Genomic DNA, 21,929 nt, shown 5'->3' with positions numbered 1-21,929 from the left:
ATGCTTTACATGATCGTAGGTCGAAGAGCGCTTGTTTCGCTCGTCATCGCTGTTTCTCTCGCCTGTCCGGCATTGGCCCAGGAGGCCAAGAGCGTTCCGCAGTCGCGGACCGAAATGCAGCTTTCTTTTGCCCCCCTCGTCAAGCAGACGGCGAACGCCGTCGTCAACGTCTATGCCGAACGGGTGGTCGAGCGCCGGTCGATTTTTTCCGGCGATCCCTTCTTCGAGGAGTTCTTCGGCCAACGTATGCCGAACCGATCGGAGAAGCAGTCTTCGCTGGGTTCCGGCGTGATCGTCGGCAAGAACGGCATCGTGGTGACCAACAACCACGTCATCGAGGGCGCCGACGATATCAAGGTGGCGCTGGCCGACGGCCGCGAGTTTCCTTGCAAGATCGTTCTCAAGGACGACCGGCTCGACCTCGCGGTTCTGAAGATCCAGTCGGACGGTCCCTTCGACATCGTGCCGCTTGGTGATTCCGATGCGGTCGAGGTCGGTGACCTCGTGCTCGCGATCGGCAACCCCTTCGGCGTCGGCCAGACGGTGACGAGCGGCATCGTTTCGGCGCTTGCGCGCAACCAGGTCTCGTCGGGTGACTTCGGCTTCTTCATCCAGACGGATGCGGCAATCAACCCGGGCAATTCCGGCGGCGGCCTCATCGACATGAGCGGCCAGCTCATCGGCATCAACACGGCGATCTTCTCCAAGGGGGGCGGCTCGAACGGCGTCGGCTTTGCCATCCCCGCCAATCTGGTTAAGGTTTTCGTTGCGTCGGCCGAAGGCGGCAACGGCGCGTTCGTACGTCCGTTCATCGGCGCGAGCTTCGAGCCGGTCACTTCGGAAGTGGCCGAGGCCCTTGGCCTCAACCGCGCCCGCGGTGCGCTGGTGACCGCTGTCGTGGCGGGCGGCCCGGCCGAACAGGCGGGGATCAAGCCCGGCCAGGTGATCACTGCCGTCAACGGCATCGAGGTCGAACATCCCGATGCCCTCGGCTATCGCTTGACGACGGTCGGCATCGGCCACGAGGCGCGGGTCACCGTATCGGAAAACGGCAAGCAGCGGGAAGTGACGCTCAAGCTCGACCGGGCGCCGGAGACCTCGCCGCGCGACGAACGTCTGATCGAAGGGCGCAACCCCTTCGCCGGCGCAGTCGTCGCCAACCTGTCGCCGCGCCTTGCCGACGAGTTGCGCATGTCGACCTCGCTGCAGGGCGTCGTCGTCATGCAGGTCAACCGCGGTTCGCCCGCCGCCCGCATCGGCCTCGAGCCGAAGGATATCGTGCGGTCGGTCAACGGCACGACGATCGACACGTCGAAGACGCTGGAACAGGTCATGGCCGACGATGCCTCCTTCTGGCGCGTCGAGATCGAGCGTGACGGTCAGCTCATCCGTCAGTTCTTCCGATGAGCGACCTGTTCACCGCCCACGAGCCACCGGAAATGGCGTCGGCAAGGCCGCTTGCCGACCGGCTTCGCCCGCGAACGCTTGCCGAAGTCACCGGTCAGGATCACCTGACCGGTGAGGACGGCGTGCTGTCGCGGATGATTGCATCGGGTTCGCTCGGGTCGATGATCTTCTGGGGGCCGCCCGGAACGGGCAAGACGACTGTGGCGCGGCTGCTTTCGGGGGAGGCGGGGCTTGCCTTCGAGCAGATCTCGGCGATCTTCTCCGGCGTCGCCGATCTCAAGAAGGTGTTCGAGGCGGCGCGGGCAAGGCGCATGTCCGGTCGCCAGACGCTGCTCTTCGTCGACGAGATCCACCGTTTCAACCGAGCGCAGCAGGACAGCTTCCTGCCCGTCATGGAAGACGGAACCGTGATCCTCGTCGGTGCAACGACGGAAAACCCATCCTTCGAACTCAACGCCGCTCTTTTGTCGCGCGCCCGGGTGCTGACGTTCAAACCGCACGGTGAAGACAGCATCGAGGAACTGCTGTCGCGAGCCGAAGAGACCGAGAGCAAGAAACTGCCGCTCGATGCGGACGCGCGCGCCAGCCTCATCCGCATGGCCGACGGCGACGGCCGCGCTGCGCTGACGCTGGCCGAAGAAGTCTGGCGCGCTGCGCGGCGCGACGAGATCTTCGACGCGGCAGCACTGCAAAACATCGTCCAGCGCCGGGCGCCGGTCTATGACAAGGGCCAGGACGGCCACTACAATCTGATCTCGGCCCTGCACAAATCTGTGCGCGGCTCGGATCCGGATGCCGCGCTCTATTATCTCTGCCGCATGTTTGATGCCGGCGAGGATCCGCTCTATCTCGGGCGGCGGCTGGTGCGCATGGCAGTGGAGGACATCGGCCTTGCCGACCCGCAGGCGCTGGTGATCTGCAACGCCGCCAAGGATGCCTATGACTATCTCGGTTCGCCCGAGGGCGAACTGGCGCTTGCCGAGGCTTGCGTCTATCTCGCGACCGCGCCGAAATCGAACGGCGTCTACACCGCCTACAAGGCTGCGATGCGGGCGGCGAAGGAAAACGGCTCGCTGCTGCCGCCGAAACATATCCTCAACGCCCCGACGAAACTGATGAAGGGCGAGGGCTACGGCGACGGCTACCGCTACGACCATGACGAGCCGGACGCCTTTTCCGGCCAGGACTATTTCCCCGAGAAGATGGGGCGCAGGACCTTCTACGATCCGCCGGAACGCGGTTTCGAGCGTGAGATCCGTAAGCGGCTGGAATGGTGGTCGAAACTCCGCCGGGAGCGCAACTCTCCATAGAGCGCCCACTTGCAGAACCTCAGCGCCCCCACGCGTTTTGATGGTTTCAACGACTGCGTGAAATGGTTTAGCTTTGCCGCGGACGCAAGGCTGATTTGCCCATGACCGCCTTGCCGGCGTAACTGGAGTGTGAGATAGAACCCGCGTTGCAGACGGCTGCACGGTTCGCATAGGTGATACCGAACATCCGCGGGGACGGCCTCGCTCCAAACTTTAGGAGTTTGATATGGCCTGGTTCCTTCTTCTGCTTGCCGGCATTCTCGAAATCGGCTGGGCAATTGGTCTCAAATACACGGATGGTTTTACGCGGGTAACACCGACGATCCTGACCGTCGGCTCGATGATCCTCAGCATCGCGCTGCTTGGTCTCGCCGTGCGCACCCTGCCGCTCGGTACGGCTTACGCTGTCTGGACCGGCATCGGCACCGTCGGCACTGTGATCCTCGGCATCTTCCTGTTTGCCGAGCCGGCAACCTTCGTTCGCCTCGGCTGCATCGCGCTCATCGTCAGCGGTATCGCCGGCCTGAAGCTGGCCGCCTAACTTTACGGCTCTCCGCTCTCGTTACGCTAGCGTACGAGTGGAAGCGCCTTGGCGCTAAAATCTTGAACAAAAGAAACGGGCTGCGCGTCGGAAGACACGCAGCCCGTTTCGTATTCCGTTGATCCGGGTTCGTCAGCGTAGGGCGCCAAGAACCGCGGCGACCGCCTGCATTTCCTGCCAGCGGTTCTCGCGGCGGCGGAAGGCTTCCTCGTCGGTTCCCCAATGCTCGATCTGCCAGTCCTCGTCGACATGCGCAGCCGTCCAGGCTTCTTCGGCTGTCAGACGGCCGGAAGCGAAGGCGAGTGCCAGCAGGGCGGAGCCGGTCAGGCTCGTCACCGTGTGGACGCAGGTGAGGCCGAGCGGGGTCGCGAAGGCGCGCAGCCCTTCCGCATAGGCGGAAAGCGCTTCTTCCGGCTGCTCCTGGTGGATCACGCCTTCGGCGAGGATGAAGCGGGCGCCGAGCGTCTGCTGCGCCCAGTCGAGCACCGGGTTCCAGATCTCGTTCTGGCGGGCGACGAGGCCTTCCGGGCTGTCGGCGCGATAGCAGAGCATGTCCGTTCCGGCAAAACGCAGGATATCGTCGAAAACCGAGCGCTGGTCCTTGGCGACGCCGTCAAGTGCGGTGTTGACGATGCGCGTGATCGGCATCTTGCCGGGATCGATGACCTCTGCCTGCGCATCCCATTCGGCGGCGAGCATGTCTGCGAGCTTGCGCGTCGGCACGGCAAGCGGCTGCTTTGCCGGCGTGCGCACGGTGCGGCCGTCGAGCAGCACGGCGTGCGTATCGCCTTCCGCGGCCGCGACGCTGACGTCCTTGTAGAAGCGCTTCGGCAGCGGCTTCAGCATCTGGATTTGTGCCCGGCGGACCGGATCCTCGTGGCTCATCGCACCGCTGAGTTCGTCGCGAATATCAGGCATGATTGTGTTCCATCCATTCAATGATGTCGGCCGGCGTCCGGGCAACGAAATCCGCGCCCGCCTCGATGAGGTCGGGAACCGAAGCATAGCCCCAGGCAACGCCGATGGCGGCAGCGCCTGCGGCCTTGGCCATCTGCATGTCATAGATCGCATCGCCGATGACGACAGTATCCTTCGCGTCGATGCCGGCTTCAAAGCAGCATTCCGTCACCATGGCCGGATGCGGCTTGGAGGGGCAATCGTCGGCGGTCCGCGATACGAAAAAGACGCTGTCGAAGCCGTGGGTCTCGGCGATATGGGTCAAGCCGCGGCGCGACTTGCCGGTCACCGCGCCGATCAGCAGCGCGTCGCGCGAGGACAACGACTGCATCATATCGGCAATGCCGGGAAACAACAGTTCCTGAAAGCCGCCTTCGCCGCGCACCCCGGCAAAGATCGATTTGTAATGTGCCGTCATCGCCAGCGCCTGATCGTCGACATGTTCGCGGCCGAGCAGGCGCGCAATGGCGATGTCGAGGGTCAGGCCGATAATGCTCTTGGTCGCCGAGAGGGGCGGGCGCTCGAGGTCGAATGCCTCGAAGGTCCGCGCCATCACTTCATGGATCAGTCCACCGCTATCGACCAGCGTGCCGTCACAATCGAAAAGCGCCAGTTTCATCAGTCGTCCTCGCCAGGCTCGTTCTCTTCGAAGCCCAACAGGTTCCAGCTCTGGACCATGTGCGGTGGCAGTGGCGCGGTCACGCGCAGGCGGCCACCGTCCGGGTGAGGAATATCGATATGGCGCGCGTGCAGATGCAGACGGTTCTGCATGCCGCCGGGGAGGCTCCAGTTGATGTCGGCATCGAAATACTTGGGGTCGCCGAGGATCGGGTGTCCGATGTGCAGCGCATGGACGCGAAGCTGGTGGGTGCGGCCGGTATAGGGCTCCATCTCCAGCCAGGCGAGGTTCTGTGCGGCCTGCTCGCGAATACGGTAGTAGGAAATGGCGTGGTCGGCACCGTCTTCGCCATGCTTGGCGATGCGCATGCGGTCGCCGTCGGGCGTCTGCTCCTTGACGAGCCAGGTCGAGATCCGGTCCTCGCGCTTGCGCGGAACGCCCTTTACCAGCGCCCAGTAGGTCTTCTTGGTGTCGCGCTCGCGGAAGGCGGCGGTCAGCTTCTGCGCTGCCCCTCTCGTGCGGGCAATCACCAGCACCCCTGAGGTGTCGCGGTCGAGCCGGTGGACGAGACGCGGCTTTTCGCCCTTCTGGTTTGTCCAGGCCTCAAGCATCTTGTCGATATGCCGGTTGACGCCCGAGCCGCCCTGAACGGCAAGGCCGGCCGGCTTGTTGAGCACGATCACCTTCGCGTCCTCGTGCAGCACCATGCGCGACAGCAACTCGCCGTCCGGCGAATTTCTGAGGTCTCGACCGGCGATCGGCCCGGTCTTGACTTCCTTGGGATCGACCCCGAGCGGCGGAATACGGATCGTCTGGCCGGGCTGGATCCGCGTGTCGGATTTGGCGCGGGCACCATCGACGCGGACCTGGCCGGAGCGCAGCAGCTTCTGCAGCGGGCCGAAGCCCAGTCCCGGAAAATGCACCTTGAACCAGCGATCCAGGCGCATGCCTGCCTCGTCACCGTCCACCTGCCTGTGTTCTATGCCTGCCATTTGAGCGAACCTGCCTTCTGTTTGGTCGCAGCGTCGCGCGTCGGTCCGAAGCCCCTGCGTTGGGATGACGCAAAAGAGGAAGCTTCAGGCGCGCAAGGGCTGCCGCAATATTTTCGGTGCTGCATGATAATGGCCTCGAAGCGACAACGGTCGAGGGACAATGCAGCAATGCGCCGCGTGTCCCCTGGATACGCAGCGCCTGTAAGACGAGCCTTTAGACTATTGCGCGCATGAGAGCCAGCCCGCTGAAGACCGCGAGGATCGAAAGCGCGACACTGGCAAGTACATAGGCGGCCGAGAGCATGACATCGCCGCGCTCGAAGAGCTTGATCGCGTCGAGAGAGAAGGCGGAGAAGGTGGTGTAACCGCCGAGGACGCCCGTGATGAGGAAGACACGCATGTCCGGCGAGGCGCCGAACTTGCGCATGATCACTTCGGCCAGCACGCCGATCAGGAACGAGCCCGTTATATTGACTCCAAGCGTGCCCCAGGGAAAACCGGATCCCAGGCGGTGGACGGCCCAAAGACCGACGAGATAGCGCAGCATCGAACCGATTGCGCCGCCGGCGCCAACGAGGAGAAGATGGGTCATCAGTGGCTCCGGGTCAAAATTGGCGGCGCAATTCCGCGAAAGCGGCTTTTGCTCGGAATTGCGCCTTCGATTATCAGACCAGCCGCTCGGCATGCCAGCGCAGATGATCGTCCATGAAAGTCGAGATGAAATAGTAGGAATGGTCGTAGCGTTCGTGCATGCGCAGCGTCAAATCGATGCCGGTGCCCTTGACCGCCTCCTCGAACAGCCAGGGGCGCAGGCCGTTTTCAAGGAAGCTGTCCGCCTTGCCCTGATCGATCAGGAACTCGGGGAAGCGCGCACCGTCCTTGACGAGCGCGCAGGCGTCATATTGGCGCCAGACGGCGCGGTCCGCGCCCAGATACTTCTCGAAGGCGCCGACCGACCAGTCGGCGGTCGAAGGTTCGACGATCGGGGCGAAGGCCGAGCAGCTCTTGAAACGGTCCGGGTTCTTGAGCGCGATGGTCATGGCGCCGTGACCGCCCATCGAATGGCCGAAGATACCCTGGCGGCTCATGTCCATGCGGAAGTGCTGGCCGACGAAGGCGGGCAGTTCCTCGGTGATGTAGCTATACATCTGGTAGTGCTCGGCCCAGGGCGTTTCGGTGGCATCGAGATAGAAGCCTGCTCCCTTGCCCATCTGCCAGTTCGTCAGTTCGTCGGGAACATCCGTGCCGCGCGGGCTGGTATCCGGGCAGACGACGATCAGCCCGAGCTCGGCGGCCATGCGTCGGTACTCGCCTTTCTCCATGACGTTTGCATGCGTGCAGGTAAGGCCGGAGAGATACCAGAGCACCGGCCGCGGTTCGCTGATCGCCTGCGGCGGCACGAAGACGGCGAAGGTCATCTCGCCCTTGCAGGCCTCGGACTCGTGCGAAAAGACGCCCTGCATGCCGCCGAAGGCGGTGTTTTGCGAAAGGACTTTCATGGGATGCTCCTTGGATAAAGATGCTCAGCCGGCAAGCTGCACGGCCGCGTTGACGGCGGCGGCGACGAGCACGGTGTTGAAGAAGAACGAAACGATGGCGTGCATCAGGTTGATGCGCCGCATGGCGGTCGTGGTGATGGCGACGTCGGATGTTTGCGCCGTCATGCCGATGACGAAGGAAAAATAGAGAAAGTCGTATCCGCCGGGCTCCGGCGTGCCTGGAAATTCGAGGCCGCGCGCCGGCTCTGCCGTCTGCTGGTCCTGGTTCGCGATCCAATAGGCATGGGCATAGTGCATGGCCGCCATCATGTGGATTGTTGCCCAGCCGAGCACGACGGAGGCAAAGGCGAGGCCGAGCGCCAGCGCCGAGCCGGACTTCTCGCCGTTCAGCGCGAAAAACAGGGAAACGAGCGAACTCGCTGCTGCCCCGAACGTCACGAGCAGGATCACGACCTCGGGCTCGTCGGTGTTTCTGGCATGGGTCTTCAGATGCCGGCCGGTCATCATTCGCAATCGCCGCCAGCACATGACGAGATAGACGCAGAAGAAGGTGATCGCAGCCCCCTCAAGGGCGAAACGCTGCGCCACGAACCAGAGGACGGGCACGCTTGCGAGCGCGCACAGAATGGCGGTGTAAAACGGCCAGTGCCTGAGCTTCGTCGTCGTTGCCATGCTAGTGCCCCTGCGGTTGCGGGCCCCATGATCCCGCCCGTTGCGCGTTCATTTTTTCGACTGCCGCGCGAGTCGGTCAAGGGTTTCGAGGAAAGCGGATCGATCGCGCGGCGTGAAGGCGGCGTTGTAGCCCTTGCTTTCGCCGGTCTCGCGCAGGTGCTGTCCGAGGTCACGCATCGCAGAGGCCATGCCGATATTGCCTTTGTCGAAGACCCGGCCGGAGGGGCCGGTGACGAGCGCGCCGGCGGCAACGCAGCGAACGGCAAGCGGCACGTCGGCGGTAACGACGATGTCGCCCTCATGCGCCCGTTCGGCGATCCAGTTGTCGGCCGCGTCGAAGCCCGCCGAGACGATGACATTGTGCACCATCGGGTCGCGCGAAGGGCGCAGGCCCGAATTGGCGACCAAGGTCACCTCGATCCCGTGGCGCTCGGCCACTTTCAGGATTTCGGTTTTCACCGGGCATGCGTCGGCGTCGACATAGATCATCTTGAATCAACTTCTAAACGGGACTGAAAAAGGCGCCGGAAATCAATCGTCTCCGGCGCCTTTCTGAATCAAAATAACAGCTTAGTACAGAACAACCGAGCGGATGCTCTCGCCCGAATGCATCAGTTCGAAGCCCTTGTTGATGTCTTCGAGCGGCATGGTGTGGGTGATCATCGGATCGATCTGGATCTTGCCCTCCATGTACCAGTCGACGATCTTCGGCACATCGGTGCGCCCGCGTGCGCCACCAAAGGCGGTTCCCATCCAGGTGCGGCCGGTAACCAGCTGGAACGGACGGGTGGAGATTTCCTGGCCGGCGCCGGCAACGCCGATGACGACCGACTTGCCCCAGCCGCGATGCGAGGCTTCGAGCGCCTGGCGCATCACCTTGGTATTGCCGGTGCAGTCGAAGGTGTAGTCGGCGCCGCCAATCTGGTCGGCTCCGCGCTTGGTCATGTTGACGAGGTAAGGCACGATGTCGTCGCCGACTTCCTTCGGGTTGACGAAGTGGGTCATGCCGAAGCGTTCGCCCCAGGCCTTCTTGTCGTTGTTGAGATCGACGCCGATGATCATGTCGGCGCCGGCAAGACGCAGGCCCTGGATGACGTTGAGGCCGATGCCGCCGAGACCGAAGACGATCGCAGTCGCACCCATTTCCACCTGTGCCGTGTTGATGACGGCGCCGATACCGGTGGTCACGCCGCAGCCGATGTAGCAGATCTTGTCGAACGGCGCGTCCGGGTTGACCTTGGCAACCGCGATCTCCGGCAGAACCGTGTAGTTGGCGAAGGTCGAGCAGCCCATGTAGTGGTGGATCTTGTCCTTGCCGATCGAGAAGCGCGAGGTGCCGTCCGGCATCAGGCCCTGCCCTTGCGTCGAGCGGATCGCGGTGCACAGATTGGTCTTGCGCGACAGGCACGACGGGCAGGAGCGGCATTCGGGCGTATAGAGCGGAATGACATGGTCGCCCTTCTTCACCGAGGTGACGCCCGGGCCGACGTCGACGACGATGCCGGCGCCCTCATGGCCGAGGATCGCCGGGAACAGGCCTTCCGGGTCCGCACCCGACAGCGTGAAATCGTCGGTATGGCAGATGCCTGTGGCCTTTACCTCGATCAGCACTTCGCCGGCCCTCGGGCCTTCGAGCTGAACCGTCATGACCTCAAGCGGCTTGCCTGCCTGAACGGCAACGGCGGCGCGTACATCCATCTATTTTCTCCTTGGACTGAAACGACTTCGGGCCGCCAGGACGGCGGCCCCACGTGGAATCGCAATGGGTTATCGATTGTTCTGTTGAACGCGATTGAGTTCCATCTCAAGTGCGGCGATCGCCTTGCCGGTCTGTTCGTGCAGCTTCTTGACGAGGGCGAGCTGCTCGCGCAGGCCGTCCTTCTCGGCGTCGGCATCGGGCGCGCGGCCGAGCCCGGCGATCAGCCAGGCCGGGGTGACGCCCAGCACGCCTGCGAGCATGAACAGCCGATTGGTGCGGGGTTCGGCCCGATCCCGTTCCCAGGCCGCGATCGTCTCCGTGCGCACACCGAGTTGGTCGGCCAGTTCCTTGGCGCTGAGATTGGCGGCGTCGCGCGCCCTCCAGATGCGCCCTCCCAGCGTATCACCATCGCTGGTGTCGCGCAGGCGGGCAATCATCGTTTCGGTGGACAAGCGCATGGACATCTCCTTTGCCACGGTCACGTTCAAAGGTCCCGGGCCTTGGCGGCTGATGGCCGACCTTGAGGTCCGGGGCGGAAGATTGTCGTGAGCTTATAGGCATTTGGGCGGCGGGGGACCACCCCGAAGCGCCAAAAACACCGTCAATTGCGGCTAGGGCGCGGATAGTTCTTTTCCCGTCGCATCCTCGGCCGTTGAAAACCAAGGCATAGGCTCTAATCTGCGGCGGCCACAGGAGCATGCCTCATGACAGACGCCCGAACCGCGACCACCGAACGCACCGATACGGTGATGCAGGGCGTCGCCATCATGCTCTTTGCGATGGTCATCCTGCCGGGCATGGACGTGATTGCGAAGTACATGGCCGTCTATGAGGGCATGTCGCCGGGGCAGGTGACCTTCTACCGCTTCTTCTTCCAACTGGTGGCGACGCTGCCGTTGCTGCTTGGCGCCGGCGGCCTGCAGGCGCTGAGAGCAAAGCGGCCCTTCGCCAATCTGCTGCGTGGTGTGCTGCTGGCGACCGCGGCCCTGTTCTTCTTCATATCGGTGAAGTACATGCCGCTTGCCGACACCTTCGCCATCTATTTCGTCGAACCCTTCATCCTGACCTGCCTTTCGGCAGTGTTCCTCAAGGAAAAAGTGGGTTGGCGGCGCTGGCTCGCCATCGTTGTCGGTTTCGGCGGAGCGATGATCGTCATCCAGCCGAGCTTTGCCGCTTTCGGGCTAACCGCGCTGTTGCCGGTTGCCTGCGCGTTCGTCTTTGCCTGCTATCTGCTGCTCAACCGGGCTGTCGGCACCGGCGACTCGCCGCTGACGATGCAGACGATTGCCGGCATCGGCGGCACGTTGACGATGGCACTGGTGATCCTGATCGGCAACGGCATGGGCAGCCCCGATTTCGTGCCGTCGCTGCCGAAGTCGCCGCTTGGCTGGATGCTGGTGGTTGTTCTCGGCGCGCTCTCCGGCTACGGCCACCTGCTGGTCGTCAAGGCGTTCCGGGCAGCACCGGTCTCGTTGCTGGCGCCGTTCCACTACTTCGAGATCGTCACTGCGACGGCGCTCGGTTATCTCATCTTCGGAGATTTCCCGTCGCTCTCGAAATGGCTCGGCATCGCCATCATCGTCGGCTCCGGCCTGTTCATCATCTGGCGCGAGCGGCAGGCGGGACGTCGGGCGTCGAACTGAGCGGGCTTATGTCGCGTCGTTCGTCGTCGGGCCGAACACGGTCTCGAAGGCTTCGCGCAGACGGATGTCGACGTCCGGCATCATCACCGGCAGGCCAAGGTCGACGAGGCTGGTGACACCATAACCGCGGATGCCGCAGGGCACGATACCGCCGAAATGGTCGAGATCCGGATCGACGTTAAGCGCAAAGCCGTGGAAGCTCACCCACTTGCGCAGGCGGATGCCGATCGCGGCAATCTTGTCTTCCGACATCGAGCCGTCGGGCAGGGCGGGCTTTTCCGGGCGCCGCACCCAGACACCGACCCGGTCTTCGCGCCGCTCGCCGCGGACATTCATCGAATCGAGTGTGGAGATGACGACGCTTTCGAGTGCTGCGACGAAGGCGCGGACGTCCTGCTTCCGGCGCTTGAGGTCGAGCATGACATAAACGACGCGCTGGCCCGGGCCATGATAGGTGTATTCGCCGCCCCGGCCGGTGGCAAAGACCGGAAAACGGTCGGGCATGACGAGATCGGCGGCGTCGGCGCTGGTGCCAGCCGTATAGAGCGGCGGGTGCTCGACCAGCCAGACCAGTTCATCCGCGGTGCCGGCGGCAATCGCCGCGGCTTCCTGCTCCATCAACTCGACGGCCTGCGGATAATCGACCAGTTCGGAGGCAATCCGCCAGCGAACCGGGGGTGATTCCGGAGGGGCAAACATGTCCTGGCTCAGATTTTCGCGCTGCATTCGCTCGGCATTCCTGTTTTTTAGAGCCTGTACATGGGATGGCGCGCGGCAAGAGTCCAGCGTTTCCGGGGCTCCTCGGGCGGGCTGTTGAAATAGTTTCGTTTCCCGTCAAATTTCTGTCGTGATGCTCTTGTGCCCCTAAGGGGCTTTTGCTACATGCAGCCCCGTCGACGCAAGTCGGCCCTACCACGATGCGGTCGTGGCGGAATTGGTAGACGCGCAGCGTTGAGGTCGCTGTGGGGCAACCCGTGGAAGTTCGAGTCTTCTCGACCGCACCAAAAAAACCCGGCTTCGGCCGGGTTTTTTGTTTTTAATCCTGGTGTTAGCCAAGTTGGGATTTCTGCCTGGGCGCAACCGGTGCATCCGTTTGCCTCCCAGTCCACATCAAGCATTCGAGTAGGGGTGTGTAGGCCGTCGCTCATCTTGCGCGCGCACACCGAGGGAATTGCCGACGATCCCGTTGTGGCGAGAGCAAGCCTCGAAAGGCATCCGGAACGCCGTTGGCGGGGCGAAAATACACCCGCCGAACGCGGTCTCTTTGCGTCCCATGGTGAATGTTTCGGACTGTACGTCGCCATCGTTCAATTTGTCCACAGCCATCCCTTGTGCACTCAAGGGGCTTTTGCTACATGCAGCCGCGCCGACGCAAGTCGGCCCTACCACGATGCGGTCGTGGCGGAATTGGTAGACGCGCAGCGTTGAGGTCGCTGTGGGGCAACCCGTGGAAGTTCGAGTCTTCTCGACCGCACCAAATACCCGGCTTCGGCCGGGTTTTTTGTTTCAAATCCATGTTTAGCTTTCCCGTTTCTGGCGCGCCTTGTTCGGCGGCAACGTGATGCCGTGCGGCAATCCGAATCTCGCTCGTCTCGCGCTGAGTAGCCGACAGCTCGCTCCTTCCATGGCCGACAGAAAATGGCTTAGGTCGTCCTTCGGTGCTAGGATTTTCACGGTGGTTCGACGTGAAAGGTGGCACGCCCGCCACACGTGTCGAAGCCTTGGCTATGGGGGAGGTTCCTTTGTCCGGCGATCTCAAGACTAGTGCCGATGCAATCCTCAATGCCGCGGTTCGTTCCGCCGATGGCGTGCCAGGCGTTGTCGCGATCGCGACGGATCGACAGGGCAATTTTTACGAGGGCGCGGCCGGAGCGCGCTCTTTGGCTGGCGCGACGGATATGACGGCCGACAGCGTCTTTGCGATCTTCTCTATGACGAAGGCGATCACGGCGACGGCCTGCCTGCAATTGGTTGAGGAGGGCAGCCTCGATCTCGACGCTCCCGCCAGACAATACGCGCCCGAAATCGGCACGCTGCAGGTGATCGAGGGGTTTGATCCCGCGGGGAATCCGAAACTCCGCCCGCCCAAGCGGGACATCACCACGCGCATGCTGCTGCTGCACACGGCGGGTTTTGGCTATGACTTTTTCAACGAGACCTATGCCCGGTTGGCGCGCGAACATGGGCAGCCGAGCGTGATCACCGCATCCCATGCATCCATCCGGACGCCTTTGCTCTTCGATCCCGGCGATGACTGGGAATATGGGAGTAGCCTGGACTGGGCCGGGCAGGTCGTTGAGGGCATCACCGGCAAGCGGCTTGGCGTCGTGATGGCGGAACGCATCCTCCAACCGCTTGGCATGGAGGACACCGGCTTTACCTTGACGCCGCCCATGATCTCCCGCGTGGTCACGCTACATCAAAGGGACGATGCCGGACGCTTGTCGCCGCGGCCTGATTTCAGGCTCCCGCAAGATCCGGAGGTCCAGATGGGCGGGCACGGTCTCTATTCGACGGCTGTCGACTACGCCAAATTTATCCGCATGTGGCTCAACGCCGGGATGTCTCCCGGCGGTCGCGTGCTAAAGGCCGAAACCGTCGAGATGGCGGAAAGGAACGGCCTTGGAGAAAAGAAAATCAAGAGGCTCCCGGGGGTGATCAAAAGCCTGTCGCACGACGCCGAATTTTTCCCCGGCATGCCGAAGTCCTGGGGGATAAGCTTCATGATCAACGATGAGGCAGCGCCGACGGGGAGACCAGCCGGCGCATTGGCCTGGGCGGGGCTTGCAAACCTCTACTACTGGATAGACCGCCAAAACGGTCTCGGCGGCCTGTGGGCAACACAGATACTGCCCTTTGCCGATCCAGCTTCGTTCGGGAGCTATCTCGAATTCGAAACGGCGGTGTACGCGGCTCGAAAATGATTGCGGCGACGGGCGACAGAGGTCGCTGCGCCCGTGCGCCGCTCATTCGTATCAGTTGTTGCCGGCAGGTCCGCTCTGGTCCATGCGGCGGCGGACGAGCTTGTAGGTGCGGTCGGGCTGGACTTCATAGGTCTCGTAGACCATCTGGCCCTCATACATGAAGCGGTTCTGGACCATGGCCCCTGGTGAGGCTTGTGTCTTTCTGCTGGCAGCGTTTTCGCCATAGGTCAGGCTCTGGGGCAGGGGCTCGAGATTTTGCTGGGCGCTGTTGCAGCCGGCAAGCGCGAGGAGGCCGATGACGGCGAGATAGGTCGGTTTCATGGTTCGGTCCTTGGTGACTATGATTTGATGTTGCGGGCAGGGGAACCGGTGCGCTAACCGCGCGCCTGCTCCCTGGTCAGCTTTTCGAACTTCTTGATGGCGCGATCGCGCTTGAGGCGCGACAGCCGTTGTGTCCAGAAGATGCCGTCGAGCTGGTCGATTTCGTGCTGCAGGCAGATGGCCATGAAACCGTCGGCTTCCTCCTCGATCGTCTCGCCGCGAAGCGTGTGGTAGCGGACGCGAACGGCGTTCGGGCGCTCGACTTCCTCCAGGATGCCCGGCATCGAGACGCTGCCTTCCGTGTGGGTCGCCTTCTCGTCGCTGTGCCAGATGATTTCCGGATTGACGAAGATCCTGGCGCCGCTGTCGCGATCGAGCTCGATCACCGTCACGCGCTCCAGGATGCCGATATGCGGTGCCGTGATGCCGACGCCGGGGGCGGCCCGCATCGTGTCGAGAAGGTCCGCGGCCAGCGCCTCGAGTGCCGGGTCGAACCGGGTGATCGTCTCCGCCTTCCGCCTCAGCAGCGGATTGGGAAAGCGGACAATGGGGCGAATGGCCATCAGATCTTCCTTGGCGACGCCAAATGCGTATTGCGCTGCCGATATCTCGACTGAAGTGCTAGCCGATCGCGCGAGCGATGTCGACTGTGCCGAGATGCAGCCGGTTTTTCATGTATTTGCAACAGCTTGAATAAATCTGTTGTTGCGGCTCGCCGGGTGGTATCTGTGCTGTGGACCTCGGCAGGGCTTTGCGCTAGCAGGCTGTAAGGCTCAAATTCCTGTCCGTGGCGGCGGGTGAGGTCCAGGCAACCGTCAGTGGACGCATTCTTTCCGGCTTGCGAGGTGGGCGGCCGGGAAGCAGCAAATCGTTTCGAGGGCGCGCATGAGCAATACTGGCGACGAAGACCGCGGCTCGGAAGACGTCAAGGCCTTTGACGGCTCGGACATTTATGCCGACGACGGTTCTATCCGCTCCGATTTTCTCATGCATGTCGGCGCGGCAATCGCCGATCGCGATACGATCTACCTGCGCCAGCATGTCGCCGGCCTGCACTCGTCGGAAATGGGCGACTTGCTCGAGGCCATCCAGCCCGATCAGCGCCTGGCACTGGTTTCGCTGCTCGGCAAGGAGTTCGACCTTTCGGCGCTGACCGAGGTCGACGAGGCCATCCGTCTCGACATCGTCGAGCACATGCCGAACGAACAGATCGCCGAGGCCATCGGCGAGATGGATTCGGACGACGCGGTCTACATTCTGGAAGACCTTGACCAGGAAGACCAGGACGAGATCCTGGCGAAGCTGCCGTTTACCGAACGGGTTCGCCTCCGTCGCTCGCTGGATTATCCCGAAAGCACGGCCGGCCGGCGCATGCAGACCGAGTTCGTGGCGGTGCCGCCGTTCTGGACCGTTGGCCAGACGATCGACTACATGCGCGAAGACGAGGACCTGCCGGAGAGTTTCACCCAGATCTTCGTGATCGACCCGACCTTCAAGCTGCTCGGTGCGATGGACCTCGACCGCATCCTCAGAACCAAGCGTTCGGTCAAGGTCGACGCGATCATGCACGACACGAGCCATGCCATTCCGGCCGAGATGGATCAGGAAGAGGCGGCGCAGCTGTTCGAGCAATACGACCTACTTTCCGCGGCCGTGGTCGACGACAATGGCCGGCTCGTCGGCGTGCTCACCATCGACGACGTCGTCGACGTCATTCAGGAAGAAGCCGAAGAAGACTTGCTGCGCCTGAGCGGCGTCGGCGACGAAGAGCTTTCGGACTCCGTCGGGGAGGCATCGCGCTCACGCGTGCCGTGGCTGTTCATCAATTCGATGACCGCCTGCATCTCCGCTTCGGTCATCGGCCTCTTCGACGCGACGATCCAGCAGATCGTGGCGCTCGCCATCCTGATGCCGATCGTTGCGGGCATGGGCGGCAATGCTGGTTCGCAGACGATGACTGTCACTGTGCGCGCGCTCGCAACCCGGGGCCTCGACATTCACAACGCGCCGCGCATCATCCGGCGTGAAGCCGGGGTCGGTCTGCTCAACGGCATGATCTTCGGCACGCTGATCGGCCTTCTCGCCGGTCTCTGGTTTCAGGACCCGAACATCGGCGGCATCATTGCGACTGCTATGCTGATCAACATGATGGCTGCCGCCCTTGGCGGCATCCTCGTGCCGCTCTGCCTCGATCGCTTCGGCGCCGACCCGGCGGTCTCCTCCGCCGTCTTCGTGACGGCCATTACCGATATCACCGGCTTCTTCAGCTTTCTCGGCATCGCCACCTGGTGGTTCCACGTTACGTAACGCGGCGTGTTGTTTGACTTTTACGTCAAGGTCAACGATAGTGCATGTGCAGGAACACATGGAATGGCAGCGTGAATAAATACTATAGCATCACCGAATTGACGCGGGAATTCGGCATTTCCACCCGAACGCTGCGCTTCTATGAGGACGAGGGCCTCATCCATCCGGAGCGCCGTGGCCGCACGCGCCTGTTCCGGCCGGCTGACCGGCGGCTCATTCAGGAGATCCTGCGCGGACGGCGCATCGGCTTCACCATCGCCGAGATCCGTGAAATCATTCAGGTCTACAAGGACCCGCCCGGCGAGCTCGGCCAGCTTCAGCTGTTGATGTCGCGCGTCGAGGAAAAGCGCGAAGAGCTGCGCCAGAAGCGCAAGGACATCGACGATACGCTGACGGAACTCGACAATGTCGAGGAGGCATGCCTGACGCGTCTGGCCGAAATCGGCGTCGGCACCTAAAGGTTCGCTGGTTTATCTCTGGATATTTTGAAGGGTAGCGTTCGCGCTGCCCTTTTTGCTGCGCGCAGCCGCGCCTGCGCTCAGATCCAGCGGCTGGTGTGCCGGCAGTAGCGCTCGAACTCGAAACCGAAGCGAGACAGCAGGTGTCGCTCCTCGTTGCGGATGGCAAGGAGCGTCGTCAGCATGACCGCTGTGATCGCCGTGATGAAGAACCAGGGATTGAGCGTCGCCAGACCAAAGCCGATCATCATCAAAGTGTAGCCGAGATAGATCGGGTTGCGTGTGAAGCGGAACGGCCCGTAGGTGACGAGGCAGGTTGCCGACCGAGAGGGAAGGACGGCGGTGTGGCGGTCGAGCAGCGTCTTGACCGCCCAGAGATCGAGCCAGACGGCGACGACCATCAGGATGCCGCCGCTGATCCAGGGAAACCAACCGTGGCCATGGGCGACGGGAATGGGAAAATGTCGCGCCAGGATGAGCGCCGCAAGAGTGGCGACCCCGTAGAGGAGGGCCGGCCATGGGAAGTTCAGCGGCTTGGCACGATAGGCATTCATGTCCTAGTCCCCTGATTGCACGTTCATTGTGCATTGCTGTGCGATTCGCGCAATGCGTTCATCGGTGCTGACGTTGATCTCTCCCCTGTTCAGACTATCGAACAGGTTCTGTTCCACCAGACGGTCGAGCGTGCAGCCGCAGAAGCTGTCGCACGGCACAGCCGGATTGCCCTGGTTGCAGGCCGCAACGCAATTGCTGCGATAGGCTTCCTTGGGATCCGGCAGTGTCGGCGGAGAGATCAGCGAGAAGAGATAGACCAGTCCGATGAGCACGGGCTGGTGAATGAGGTATATGGCCAGACTGTGACGGCTGCCGAAGACGAGGGCCGTCATCCACAGCCGCCCCTTGCCATCTGTGGAAGGCCGGCTTGCGAGCGCGGACACCAGCCGCGCGTGGAAGAGCTTGGCGGTACCTAGGCCGAGCAGGAACGGCCCGAGCCACGGCAACAGCGGCACGTAGTCGTTGGAGCGCGGTAGCGTTTCCGACAGGCCGACCCACCAGAGCCAGGGGGCATCGAAAATCGGTGATCGCAGATAGAGCGGGGCTGCGATGGCCGCGGCGGCTGCAACGAAGGAAACGACGGCAGGAAGCCTGAGGAAGATCAGGCCGACCAGGCTCGCCGCGGCGATCGCATGCAGGATGCCGAAGAAGATGAACGTGTCCGGAAAGGCGAAATAGGTGGCAATCGTGATCAGCGCTGCGGCGCCAGCGATCTTGGCGAAACGGCGCAGGAACGCGTCGATACGGATCGTCGGCCGTTGCCCGAGCACGAGGCTGTAGCCGGCAAGAAACAGGAAGCTGCTGGCAATCAGCCGCGCAAAGATCTTCCAGCCGCCGGTGCCGGCGGTGCCTGCAGCGACATAGCCGAAGAACTCGAGGTCCCAGACGAAGTGATAGGTCGCCATGGCAAGCAGCGCCACACCGCGCGCGACATCGATGAAGGCGAGCCGCCTGCCTGTCGGTTTCGCGGGGGTCTCTGCTGCCGGTGCGGTCACATGGATATCGGACATGGGTATTCGCCATCCTGTTGGCGTGAGGAAGAGTGGCAGGCCTGGCTTGCGCCAGGCACGCGTCCTTGATTGCTGATGGAACGTTGTGGCTGCAAGTCGGCGTTCGGCGCGCCGGGCGCGCGGATCGTCAGGGTGTCGCGTCCTGGAGGAGCGCCGACCGCGCTTCCGAGAAGAACTGTCTGCGGGTCAAGACGAAGATGACGAAGACGGTGAGCGCCACGAACACATAGGGACTGATGAACCAGCCGAGATAGCCGATCGACAGGAAGATCGCCCGGAGACCGGCGTTGAAATGCTTGGCGGCGAGCACGTTCATGCGGATCGCCCGTTCGGCCGCCTTTTCCGCGGCATGTCGATCCCGCTGCATGTCGGCGGTCATCGGGATGCCGCCCATCAGGATCGAGCAATAATTGAACAGCCGGTAGGACCAGCCGAACTTGAAGAAGGAGTAGCCGAACAGGCAGGTGAGGCCGCCGACCTTCAGCTCGAAGGCCGTGCGCCCGCCATGGAAGACATAGGGCATGTCGGCAAAGATCATCTGCGCCTGTTCGGTCGCGCCGAGGAGCGCGAAGCAGCCGCCAAGCGCGAAGATGGTGGTCGAGGCGAAGAAGGCGGTGCCGGCCTGCAGGCCCGCGATGATCTGCGTGTCGATCATCTTCAGGTCGCGGTTCAGCGAATTGCGGATCCAGCGGCCGCGATGCTCGTTCATGAGACGGGTGAGACTCACGCGTTTGAAGCCGCGGGTGCCATCGGTCGCCCAGCTGAAACCCGCCCAAAGCAGGATAAACACGACAAGTGCTATGTAATCTTCGAAGGTCATACACGTGTTTTTGGCATGGCTTTTGGAAATTGCAAGGTGGCCGGGGCGGCGTCTGAATCGGCGACGCGTCAACTACTGTGATGAAAATGCGGCGGAATTTCTCTTCGCCTCTGCCGGGGAATTGAGGGGTTTTCACCAGGATCGTGTGGAGGAGCGCCGAAGCGGGACACTTTTCCGCCACATTCCCCCATTGCGCATTTACGCTTTCTTCAATATGCATGGCCCCAGACGCGGGCGCCTACTGTGCTGCCCGCGGCCGTTGAGAGTGTTTCGGAGACATCATGGACAATACAATTCAGAAGTCTTGCTGGGGCGTGACTGCTCGCGCCGTAGCTGGTTTCGCTGGCGTTCTTGTTCTTGCTTATCTTTTCGGCGGCCTTTGATATCTAGTTTCTAGACAAGTCCACTGATTGACGGCGCGGCTTCCCAAGAGCCGCGCCGTTTTTGATTCCGGGCTACGGCTCGCCGGAACATACGCGGGCGACGATGTCGCATGGATGCGATCGAATGTCGGTTGACCGCCTGAGCGCCGGCCATGGGATCGCTTAGGCTTCGTTCCTATATCTGCTGGTGAATGTCCTTAAATCGGCACCGATCTGAGGATAAAATCGTTCAGTGAATATGAGGATACGGCGCCGGTTCGCATGGACCATGAAGCGTGGTATCGAGGCAATCGTGAATGCGGCGGCGGGCGATCATGCCCGTGCGTCGCGGGTCAGTCTCCGGGGCAGGCAGCTTATGTTTCTTTCCGTCTTCGACGTGTTCAAGATTGGTATCGGGCCTTCGAGCTCGCATACGATGGGGCCGATGTCGGCCGCCAATCGCTTTCTCGATCTCATCCTTTCCGATGATTGGCCGCGTCCGTCCCACGCCGCCGTCGCCGCGATCAAGGTGAGCCTGCACGGTTCGCTCGCCCATACCGGCATCGGCCATGGAACGGGCAGGGCGGTGATCCTCGGCCTGGTCGGCGAGCGCCCGGATCTCGTCGATCCAGATCGCATGGATGCCCTGATCGACGAGGTCGAACGCACGGGCCGCATTACGCCGCCGGGCCATCCGTCCTACGAGTTCCAGCCGAAGACCGATCTGATCTTCGACAAGAAGGTGCCGCTCCCCGGCCATGCCAACGGCATGTCGTTTTCCGCCTTCGACCGTGACGGCCGGCTGCTGTTGAAGCGGATCTACTATTCGATCGGCGGCGGTTTCGTCGTGACCGACACGGAACTGGAGGCCATGCGCGCCTCGAAGAACAAGGCGACGGGCGTCAAGGTGCCGTTCCCGTTCTCCTCGGCACAGCAAATGCTGGATATGTCTGCGCGCTCCGGCCTGACGATCGCGCAGATGAAGCGGGCGAACGAAGAGGCGACGATGTCGCCGGACGAACTGAACGCCGGACTCGACCGCATCTGGGGTGCGATGAGCAATTGCATCGACAGGGGCTTGAGCCAGGACGGCATCATGCCCGGCGGCCTGAAGGTTCGCCGCCGCGCCCGCTCGATCCACGACAAGCTGCAGGAAGAGTGGCGTTCCAACAAGGCCAATCCGCTGCTCGCCAACGACTGGCTGAGCGTTTACGCGATGGCGGTCAACGAGGAGAACGCTGCCGGCGGCCGCGTCGTCACCTCGCCGACCAACGGTGCCGCTGGCGTGGTGCCGGCGACGATCCGCTATTACATGCATTTCCATGACGATGCCGACCAGGAAGGCATTCGCGACTATCTGCTGACGGCTGCCGCGATCGGCGGCATCATCAAGCACAATGCTTCGATTTCCGGCGCAGAAGTCGGCTGTCAGGGCGAGGTGGGCTCGGCGTCCGCGATGGCGGCGGCCGGCCTTGCCGCCGTTATGGGCGGGACGCCGGAGCAGATCGAAAATGCCGCCGAGATCGCGCTCGAGCATCACCTCGGCATGACCTGCGATCCCGTGGCGGGCCTCGTGCAGGTGCCCTGTATCGAGCGCAATGCGCTTGGCGCGGTCAAGGCGGTAACGGCCGCTTCCCTGGCGCTCAAGGGTGACGGCAAGCATTTCGTGCCGCTCGACGCCTGCATCGAGACGATGCGGCAGACGGGCGTCGACATGAACGAGAAGTACAAGGAAACTTCGACCGGCGGTCTAGCGGTCAACGTCGTCGAATGTTGAGGCCTGCAAGCTTGCAGGCCTCGTGAAGCCCGAACGTCGGTGTATCGACCGGGCGT

General features: G+C 62.6%; 23 protein-coding genes and 2 tRNA genes. 10 read left to right on the top strand and 15 right to left on the bottom strand.

Features of this window, described 5'->3' with window-relative positions:
- The first annotated feature begins 9 nt into the window (after window positions 1–9).
- The 3 genes from JVX98_RS14945 (at window position 10) to sugE (ending at window position 3,258) form a co-directional block, all read left to right on the top strand.
- Complete coding sequence (locus JVX98_RS14945) at window positions 10–1,407, top strand: DegQ family serine endoprotease (RefSeq protein ID WP_205239090.1); 1,398 nt, start codon at window positions 10–12, stop codon at window positions 1,405–1,407.
- Complete coding sequence (locus tag JVX98_RS14940) at window positions 1,404–2,717, top strand: replication-associated recombination protein A (RefSeq protein WP_205239089.1); 1,314 nt, start codon at window positions 1,404–1,406, stop codon at window positions 2,715–2,717. The genes JVX98_RS14945 and JVX98_RS14940 overlap by 4 nt, the downstream gene beginning before the upstream one ends.
- A gap of 226 nt (window positions 2,718–2,943) precedes the next feature.
- The gene (gene sugE, locus JVX98_RS14935; RefSeq protein WP_034795623.1) at window positions 2,944–3,258 is read left to right on the top strand and encodes a quaternary ammonium compound efflux SMR transporter SugE; all 315 of its coding nucleotides are present in this window, start codon (window positions 2,944–2,946) and stop codon (window positions 3,256–3,258) included.
- Window positions 3,259–3,390: 132 nt separating this feature from the next.
- Here sugE and JVX98_RS14930 read toward each other — a convergent pair whose 3' ends face one another.
- From JVX98_RS14930 to JVX98_RS14890, 9 genes are all read right to left on the bottom strand, one after another.
- On the bottom strand, window positions 3,391–4,176 hold the full coding sequence (locus JVX98_RS14930) for an ATP12 family chaperone protein (protein WP_192445948.1): 786 nt from the start codon (window positions 4,174–4,176) through the stop codon (window positions 3,391–3,393).
- The gene (locus JVX98_RS14925; RefSeq protein ID WP_205239088.1) at window positions 4,169–4,834 is read right to left on the bottom strand and encodes an HAD-IA family hydrolase; all 666 of its coding nucleotides are present in this window, start codon (window positions 4,832–4,834) and stop codon (window positions 4,169–4,171) included. Before JVX98_RS14925 ends, JVX98_RS14930 begins: the two co-directional genes overlap by 8 nt.
- The gene (locus JVX98_RS14920; RefSeq protein ID WP_192445950.1) at window positions 4,834–5,826 is read right to left on the bottom strand and encodes an RluA family pseudouridine synthase; all 993 of its coding nucleotides are present in this window, start codon (window positions 5,824–5,826) and stop codon (window positions 4,834–4,836) included. The genes JVX98_RS14925 and JVX98_RS14920 overlap by 1 nt, the downstream gene beginning before the upstream one ends.
- 214 nt (window positions 5,827–6,040) lie before the next feature.
- Window positions 6,041–6,418, bottom strand: coding sequence for a fluoride efflux transporter CrcB (crcB, locus tag JVX98_RS14915; protein WP_205239087.1), 378 nt, complete (start codon window positions 6,416–6,418; stop codon window positions 6,041–6,043).
- A 73-nt stretch (window positions 6,419–6,491) separates the two neighbouring features.
- Entirely contained in the window at window positions 6,492–7,325 is an 834-nt protein-coding gene (gene fghA / locus JVX98_RS14910) for an S-formylglutathione hydrolase (protein ID WP_205239086.1), read from the bottom strand.
- A 24-nt stretch (window positions 7,326–7,349) separates the two neighbouring features.
- Window positions 7,350–7,997, bottom strand: a complete 648-nt coding sequence (locus JVX98_RS14905; RefSeq protein WP_192445953.1) for a DUF1345 domain-containing protein — start codon at window positions 7,995–7,997, stop codon at window positions 7,350–7,352.
- 48 nt (window positions 7,998–8,045) lie between these two features.
- Window positions 8,046–8,486, bottom strand: a complete 441-nt coding sequence (locus JVX98_RS14900) for a YaiI/YqxD family protein (protein WP_043623348.1) — start codon at window positions 8,484–8,486, stop codon at window positions 8,046–8,048.
- Window positions 8,487–8,567: 81 nt separating this feature from the next.
- On the bottom strand, window positions 8,568–9,695 hold the full coding sequence (locus JVX98_RS14895; RefSeq protein WP_043623346.1) for an S-(hydroxymethyl)glutathione dehydrogenase/class III alcohol dehydrogenase: 1,128 nt from the start codon (window positions 9,693–9,695) through the stop codon (window positions 8,568–8,570).
- A gap of 69 nt (window positions 9,696–9,764) precedes the next feature.
- On the bottom strand, window positions 9,765–10,154 hold the full coding sequence (locus JVX98_RS14890) for a helix-turn-helix domain-containing protein (RefSeq protein ID WP_205239085.1): 390 nt from the start codon (window positions 10,152–10,154) through the stop codon (window positions 9,765–9,767).
- Window positions 10,155–10,400: 246 nt separating this feature from the next.
- Between JVX98_RS14890 and JVX98_RS14885 the strand changes: the two genes are divergently transcribed.
- The gene (locus JVX98_RS14885; RefSeq protein WP_246765029.1) at window positions 10,401–11,339 is read left to right on the top strand and encodes a DMT family transporter; all 939 of its coding nucleotides are present in this window, start codon (window positions 10,401–10,403) and stop codon (window positions 11,337–11,339) included.
- A 6-nt stretch (window positions 11,340–11,345) separates the two neighbouring features.
- Here JVX98_RS14885 and lipB read toward each other — a convergent pair whose 3' ends face one another.
- Window positions 11,346–12,065, bottom strand: a complete 720-nt coding sequence (gene lipB, locus JVX98_RS14880) for a lipoyl(octanoyl) transferase LipB (protein ID WP_205239084.1) — start codon at window positions 12,063–12,065, stop codon at window positions 11,346–11,348.
- 193 nt (window positions 12,066–12,258) lie between these two features.
- Between lipB and JVX98_RS14875 the strand changes: the two genes are divergently transcribed.
- The 3 genes from JVX98_RS14875 (at window position 12,259) to JVX98_RS14865 (ending at window position 14,263) form a co-directional block, all read left to right on the top strand.
- Window positions 12,259–12,343: transfer RNA gene (locus JVX98_RS14875), tRNA-Leu, on the top strand.
- Between the two features lie 388 nt (window positions 12,344–12,731).
- Window positions 12,732–12,816: transfer RNA gene (locus tag JVX98_RS14870), tRNA-Leu, on the top strand.
- Between the two features lie 265 nt (window positions 12,817–13,081).
- Complete coding sequence (locus JVX98_RS14865) at window positions 13,082–14,263, top strand: serine hydrolase (protein WP_205239083.1); 1,182 nt, start codon at window positions 13,082–13,084, stop codon at window positions 14,261–14,263.
- A gap of 51 nt (window positions 14,264–14,314) precedes the next feature.
- On the opposite strand, the gene JVX98_RS14860 is transcribed toward JVX98_RS14865, so the two are convergent.
- Entirely contained in the window at window positions 14,315–14,584 is a 270-nt protein-coding gene (locus JVX98_RS14860) for a hypothetical protein (RefSeq protein WP_205239082.1), read from the bottom strand.
- A 53-nt stretch (window positions 14,585–14,637) separates the two neighbouring features.
- Complete coding sequence (locus JVX98_RS14855) at window positions 14,638–15,147, bottom strand: peptide deformylase (protein ID WP_205239081.1); 510 nt, start codon at window positions 15,145–15,147, stop codon at window positions 14,638–14,640.
- Between the two features lie 322 nt (window positions 15,148–15,469).
- Between JVX98_RS14855 and mgtE the strand changes: the two genes are divergently transcribed.
- On the top strand, window positions 15,470–16,891 hold the full coding sequence (gene mgtE, locus JVX98_RS14850; RefSeq protein WP_043624851.1) for a magnesium transporter: 1,422 nt from the start codon (window positions 15,470–15,472) through the stop codon (window positions 16,889–16,891).
- A gap of 44 nt (window positions 16,892–16,935) precedes the next feature.
- Window positions 16,936–17,349, top strand: a complete 414-nt coding sequence (locus tag JVX98_RS14845; protein WP_043624847.1) for a MerR family DNA-binding transcriptional regulator — start codon at window positions 16,936–16,938, stop codon at window positions 17,347–17,349.
- An 80-nt stretch (window positions 17,350–17,429) separates the two neighbouring features.
- Here the strand turns inward: JVX98_RS14845 and JVX98_RS14840 are convergent, their stop codons facing one another.
- The 3 genes from JVX98_RS14840 to JVX98_RS14830 all read right to left on the bottom strand — a co-directional run bounded on the left by JVX98_RS14840 (window position 17,430) and on the right by JVX98_RS14830 (window position 19,734).
- On the bottom strand, window positions 17,430–17,903 hold the full coding sequence (locus JVX98_RS14840) for an isoprenylcysteine carboxylmethyltransferase family protein (RefSeq protein ID WP_043624844.1): 474 nt from the start codon (window positions 17,901–17,903) through the stop codon (window positions 17,430–17,432).
- A gap of 3 nt (window positions 17,904–17,906) precedes the next feature.
- Window positions 17,907–18,914 (bottom strand): heparan-alpha-glucosaminide N-acetyltransferase, encoded by a 1,008-nt coding sequence (locus JVX98_RS14835; protein ID WP_205239080.1) that lies wholly within the window; start codon window positions 18,912–18,914, stop codon window positions 17,907–17,909.
- Between the two features lie 127 nt (window positions 18,915–19,041).
- Window positions 19,042–19,734: a DUF599 domain-containing protein gene (locus JVX98_RS14830; protein WP_043624836.1), complete on the bottom strand. Its 693-nt coding sequence runs from the start codon at window positions 19,732–19,734 to the stop codon at window positions 19,042–19,044.
- Between the two features lie 738 nt (window positions 19,735–20,472).
- On the opposite strand from JVX98_RS14830, the gene JVX98_RS14825 reads away from it, so the two are divergent.
- The gene (locus tag JVX98_RS14825; RefSeq protein ID WP_192445959.1) at window positions 20,473–21,873 is read left to right on the top strand and encodes an L-serine ammonia-lyase; all 1,401 of its coding nucleotides are present in this window, start codon (window positions 20,473–20,475) and stop codon (window positions 21,871–21,873) included.
- Window positions 21,874–21,929 lie beyond the last annotated feature (56 nt).

Origin of the sequence: Ensifer sp. PDNC004 (genome assembly GCF_016919405.1) — a bacterium.
In the GTDB taxonomy this organism is placed as follows: Bacteria; Pseudomonadota; Alphaproteobacteria; order Rhizobiales; family Rhizobiaceae; genus Ensifer.
The sequence above is the reverse complement of the archived record's forward strand: the minus strand, read 5'-3'. Positions and strand labels throughout refer to the sequence as shown.

Bases quoted from the DNA above. Each gene is read 5' to 3' on its own strand.
- JVX98_RS14945 (WP_205239090.1), top strand. From the start codon at position 10: ATGATCGTAGGTCGAAGAGCGCTTGTTTCGCTCGTCATCGCTGTTTCT.
- JVX98_RS14940 (WP_205239089.1), top strand. From the start codon at position 1,404: ATGAGCGACCTGTTCACCGCCCACGAGCCACCGGAAATGGCGTCGGCA.
- sugE (WP_034795623.1), top strand. From the start codon at position 2,944: ATGGCCTGGTTCCTTCTTCTGCTTGCCGGCATTCTCGAAATCGGCTGG.
- JVX98_RS14930 (WP_192445948.1), bottom strand. From the start codon at position 4,176: ATGCCTGATATTCGCGACGAACTCAGCGGTGCGATGAGCCACGAGGAT.
- JVX98_RS14925 (WP_205239088.1), bottom strand. From the start codon at position 4,834: ATGAAACTGGCGCTTTTCGATTGTGACGGCACGCTGGTCGATAGCGGT.
- JVX98_RS14920 (WP_192445950.1), bottom strand. From the start codon at position 5,826: ATGGCAGGCATAGAACACAGGCAGGTGGACGGTGACGAGGCAGGCATG.
- crcB (WP_205239087.1), bottom strand. From the start codon at position 6,418: ATGACCCATCTTCTCCTCGTTGGCGCCGGCGGCGCAATCGGTTCGATG.
- fghA (WP_205239086.1), bottom strand. From the start codon at position 7,325: ATGAAAGTCCTTTCGCAAAACACCGCCTTCGGCGGCATGCAGGGCGTC.
- JVX98_RS14905 (WP_192445953.1), bottom strand. From the start codon at position 7,997: ATGGCAACGACGACGAAGCTCAGGCACTGGCCGTTTTACACCGCCATT.
- JVX98_RS14900 (WP_043623348.1), bottom strand. From the start codon at position 8,486: ATGATCTATGTCGACGCCGACGCATGCCCGGTGAAAACCGAAATCCTG.
- JVX98_RS14895 (WP_043623346.1), bottom strand. From the start codon at position 9,695: ATGGATGTACGCGCCGCCGTTGCCGTTCAGGCAGGCAAGCCGCTTGAG.
- JVX98_RS14890 (WP_205239085.1), bottom strand. From the start codon at position 10,154: ATGCGCTTGTCCACCGAAACGATGATTGCCCGCCTGCGCGACACCAGC.
- JVX98_RS14885 (WP_246765029.1), top strand. From the start codon at position 10,401: ATGACAGACGCCCGAACCGCGACCACCGAACGCACCGATACGGTGATG.
- lipB (WP_205239084.1), bottom strand. From the start codon at position 12,065: ATGCAGCGCGAAAATCTGAGCCAGGACATGTTTGCCCCTCCGGAATCA.
- JVX98_RS14860 (WP_205239082.1), bottom strand. From the start codon at position 14,584: ATGAAACCGACCTATCTCGCCGTCATCGGCCTCCTCGCGCTTGCCGGC.
- JVX98_RS14855 (WP_205239081.1), bottom strand. From the start codon at position 15,147: ATGGCCATTCGCCCCATTGTCCGCTTTCCCAATCCGCTGCTGAGGCGG.
- mgtE (WP_043624851.1), top strand. From the start codon at position 15,470: ATGAGCAATACTGGCGACGAAGACCGCGGCTCGGAAGACGTCAAGGCC.
- JVX98_RS14845 (WP_043624847.1), top strand. From the start codon at position 16,936: ATGTGCAGGAACACATGGAATGGCAGCGTGAATAAATACTATAGCATC.
- JVX98_RS14840 (WP_043624844.1), bottom strand. From the start codon at position 17,903: ATGAATGCCTATCGTGCCAAGCCGCTGAACTTCCCATGGCCGGCCCTC.
- JVX98_RS14835 (WP_205239080.1), bottom strand. From the start codon at position 18,914: ATGTCCGATATCCATGTGACCGCACCGGCAGCAGAGACCCCCGCGAAA.
- JVX98_RS14830 (WP_043624836.1), bottom strand. From the start codon at position 19,734: ATGACCTTCGAAGATTACATAGCACTTGTCGTGTTTATCCTGCTTTGG.
- JVX98_RS14825 (WP_192445959.1), top strand. From the start codon at position 20,473: ATGTTTCTTTCCGTCTTCGACGTGTTCAAGATTGGTATCGGGCCTTCG.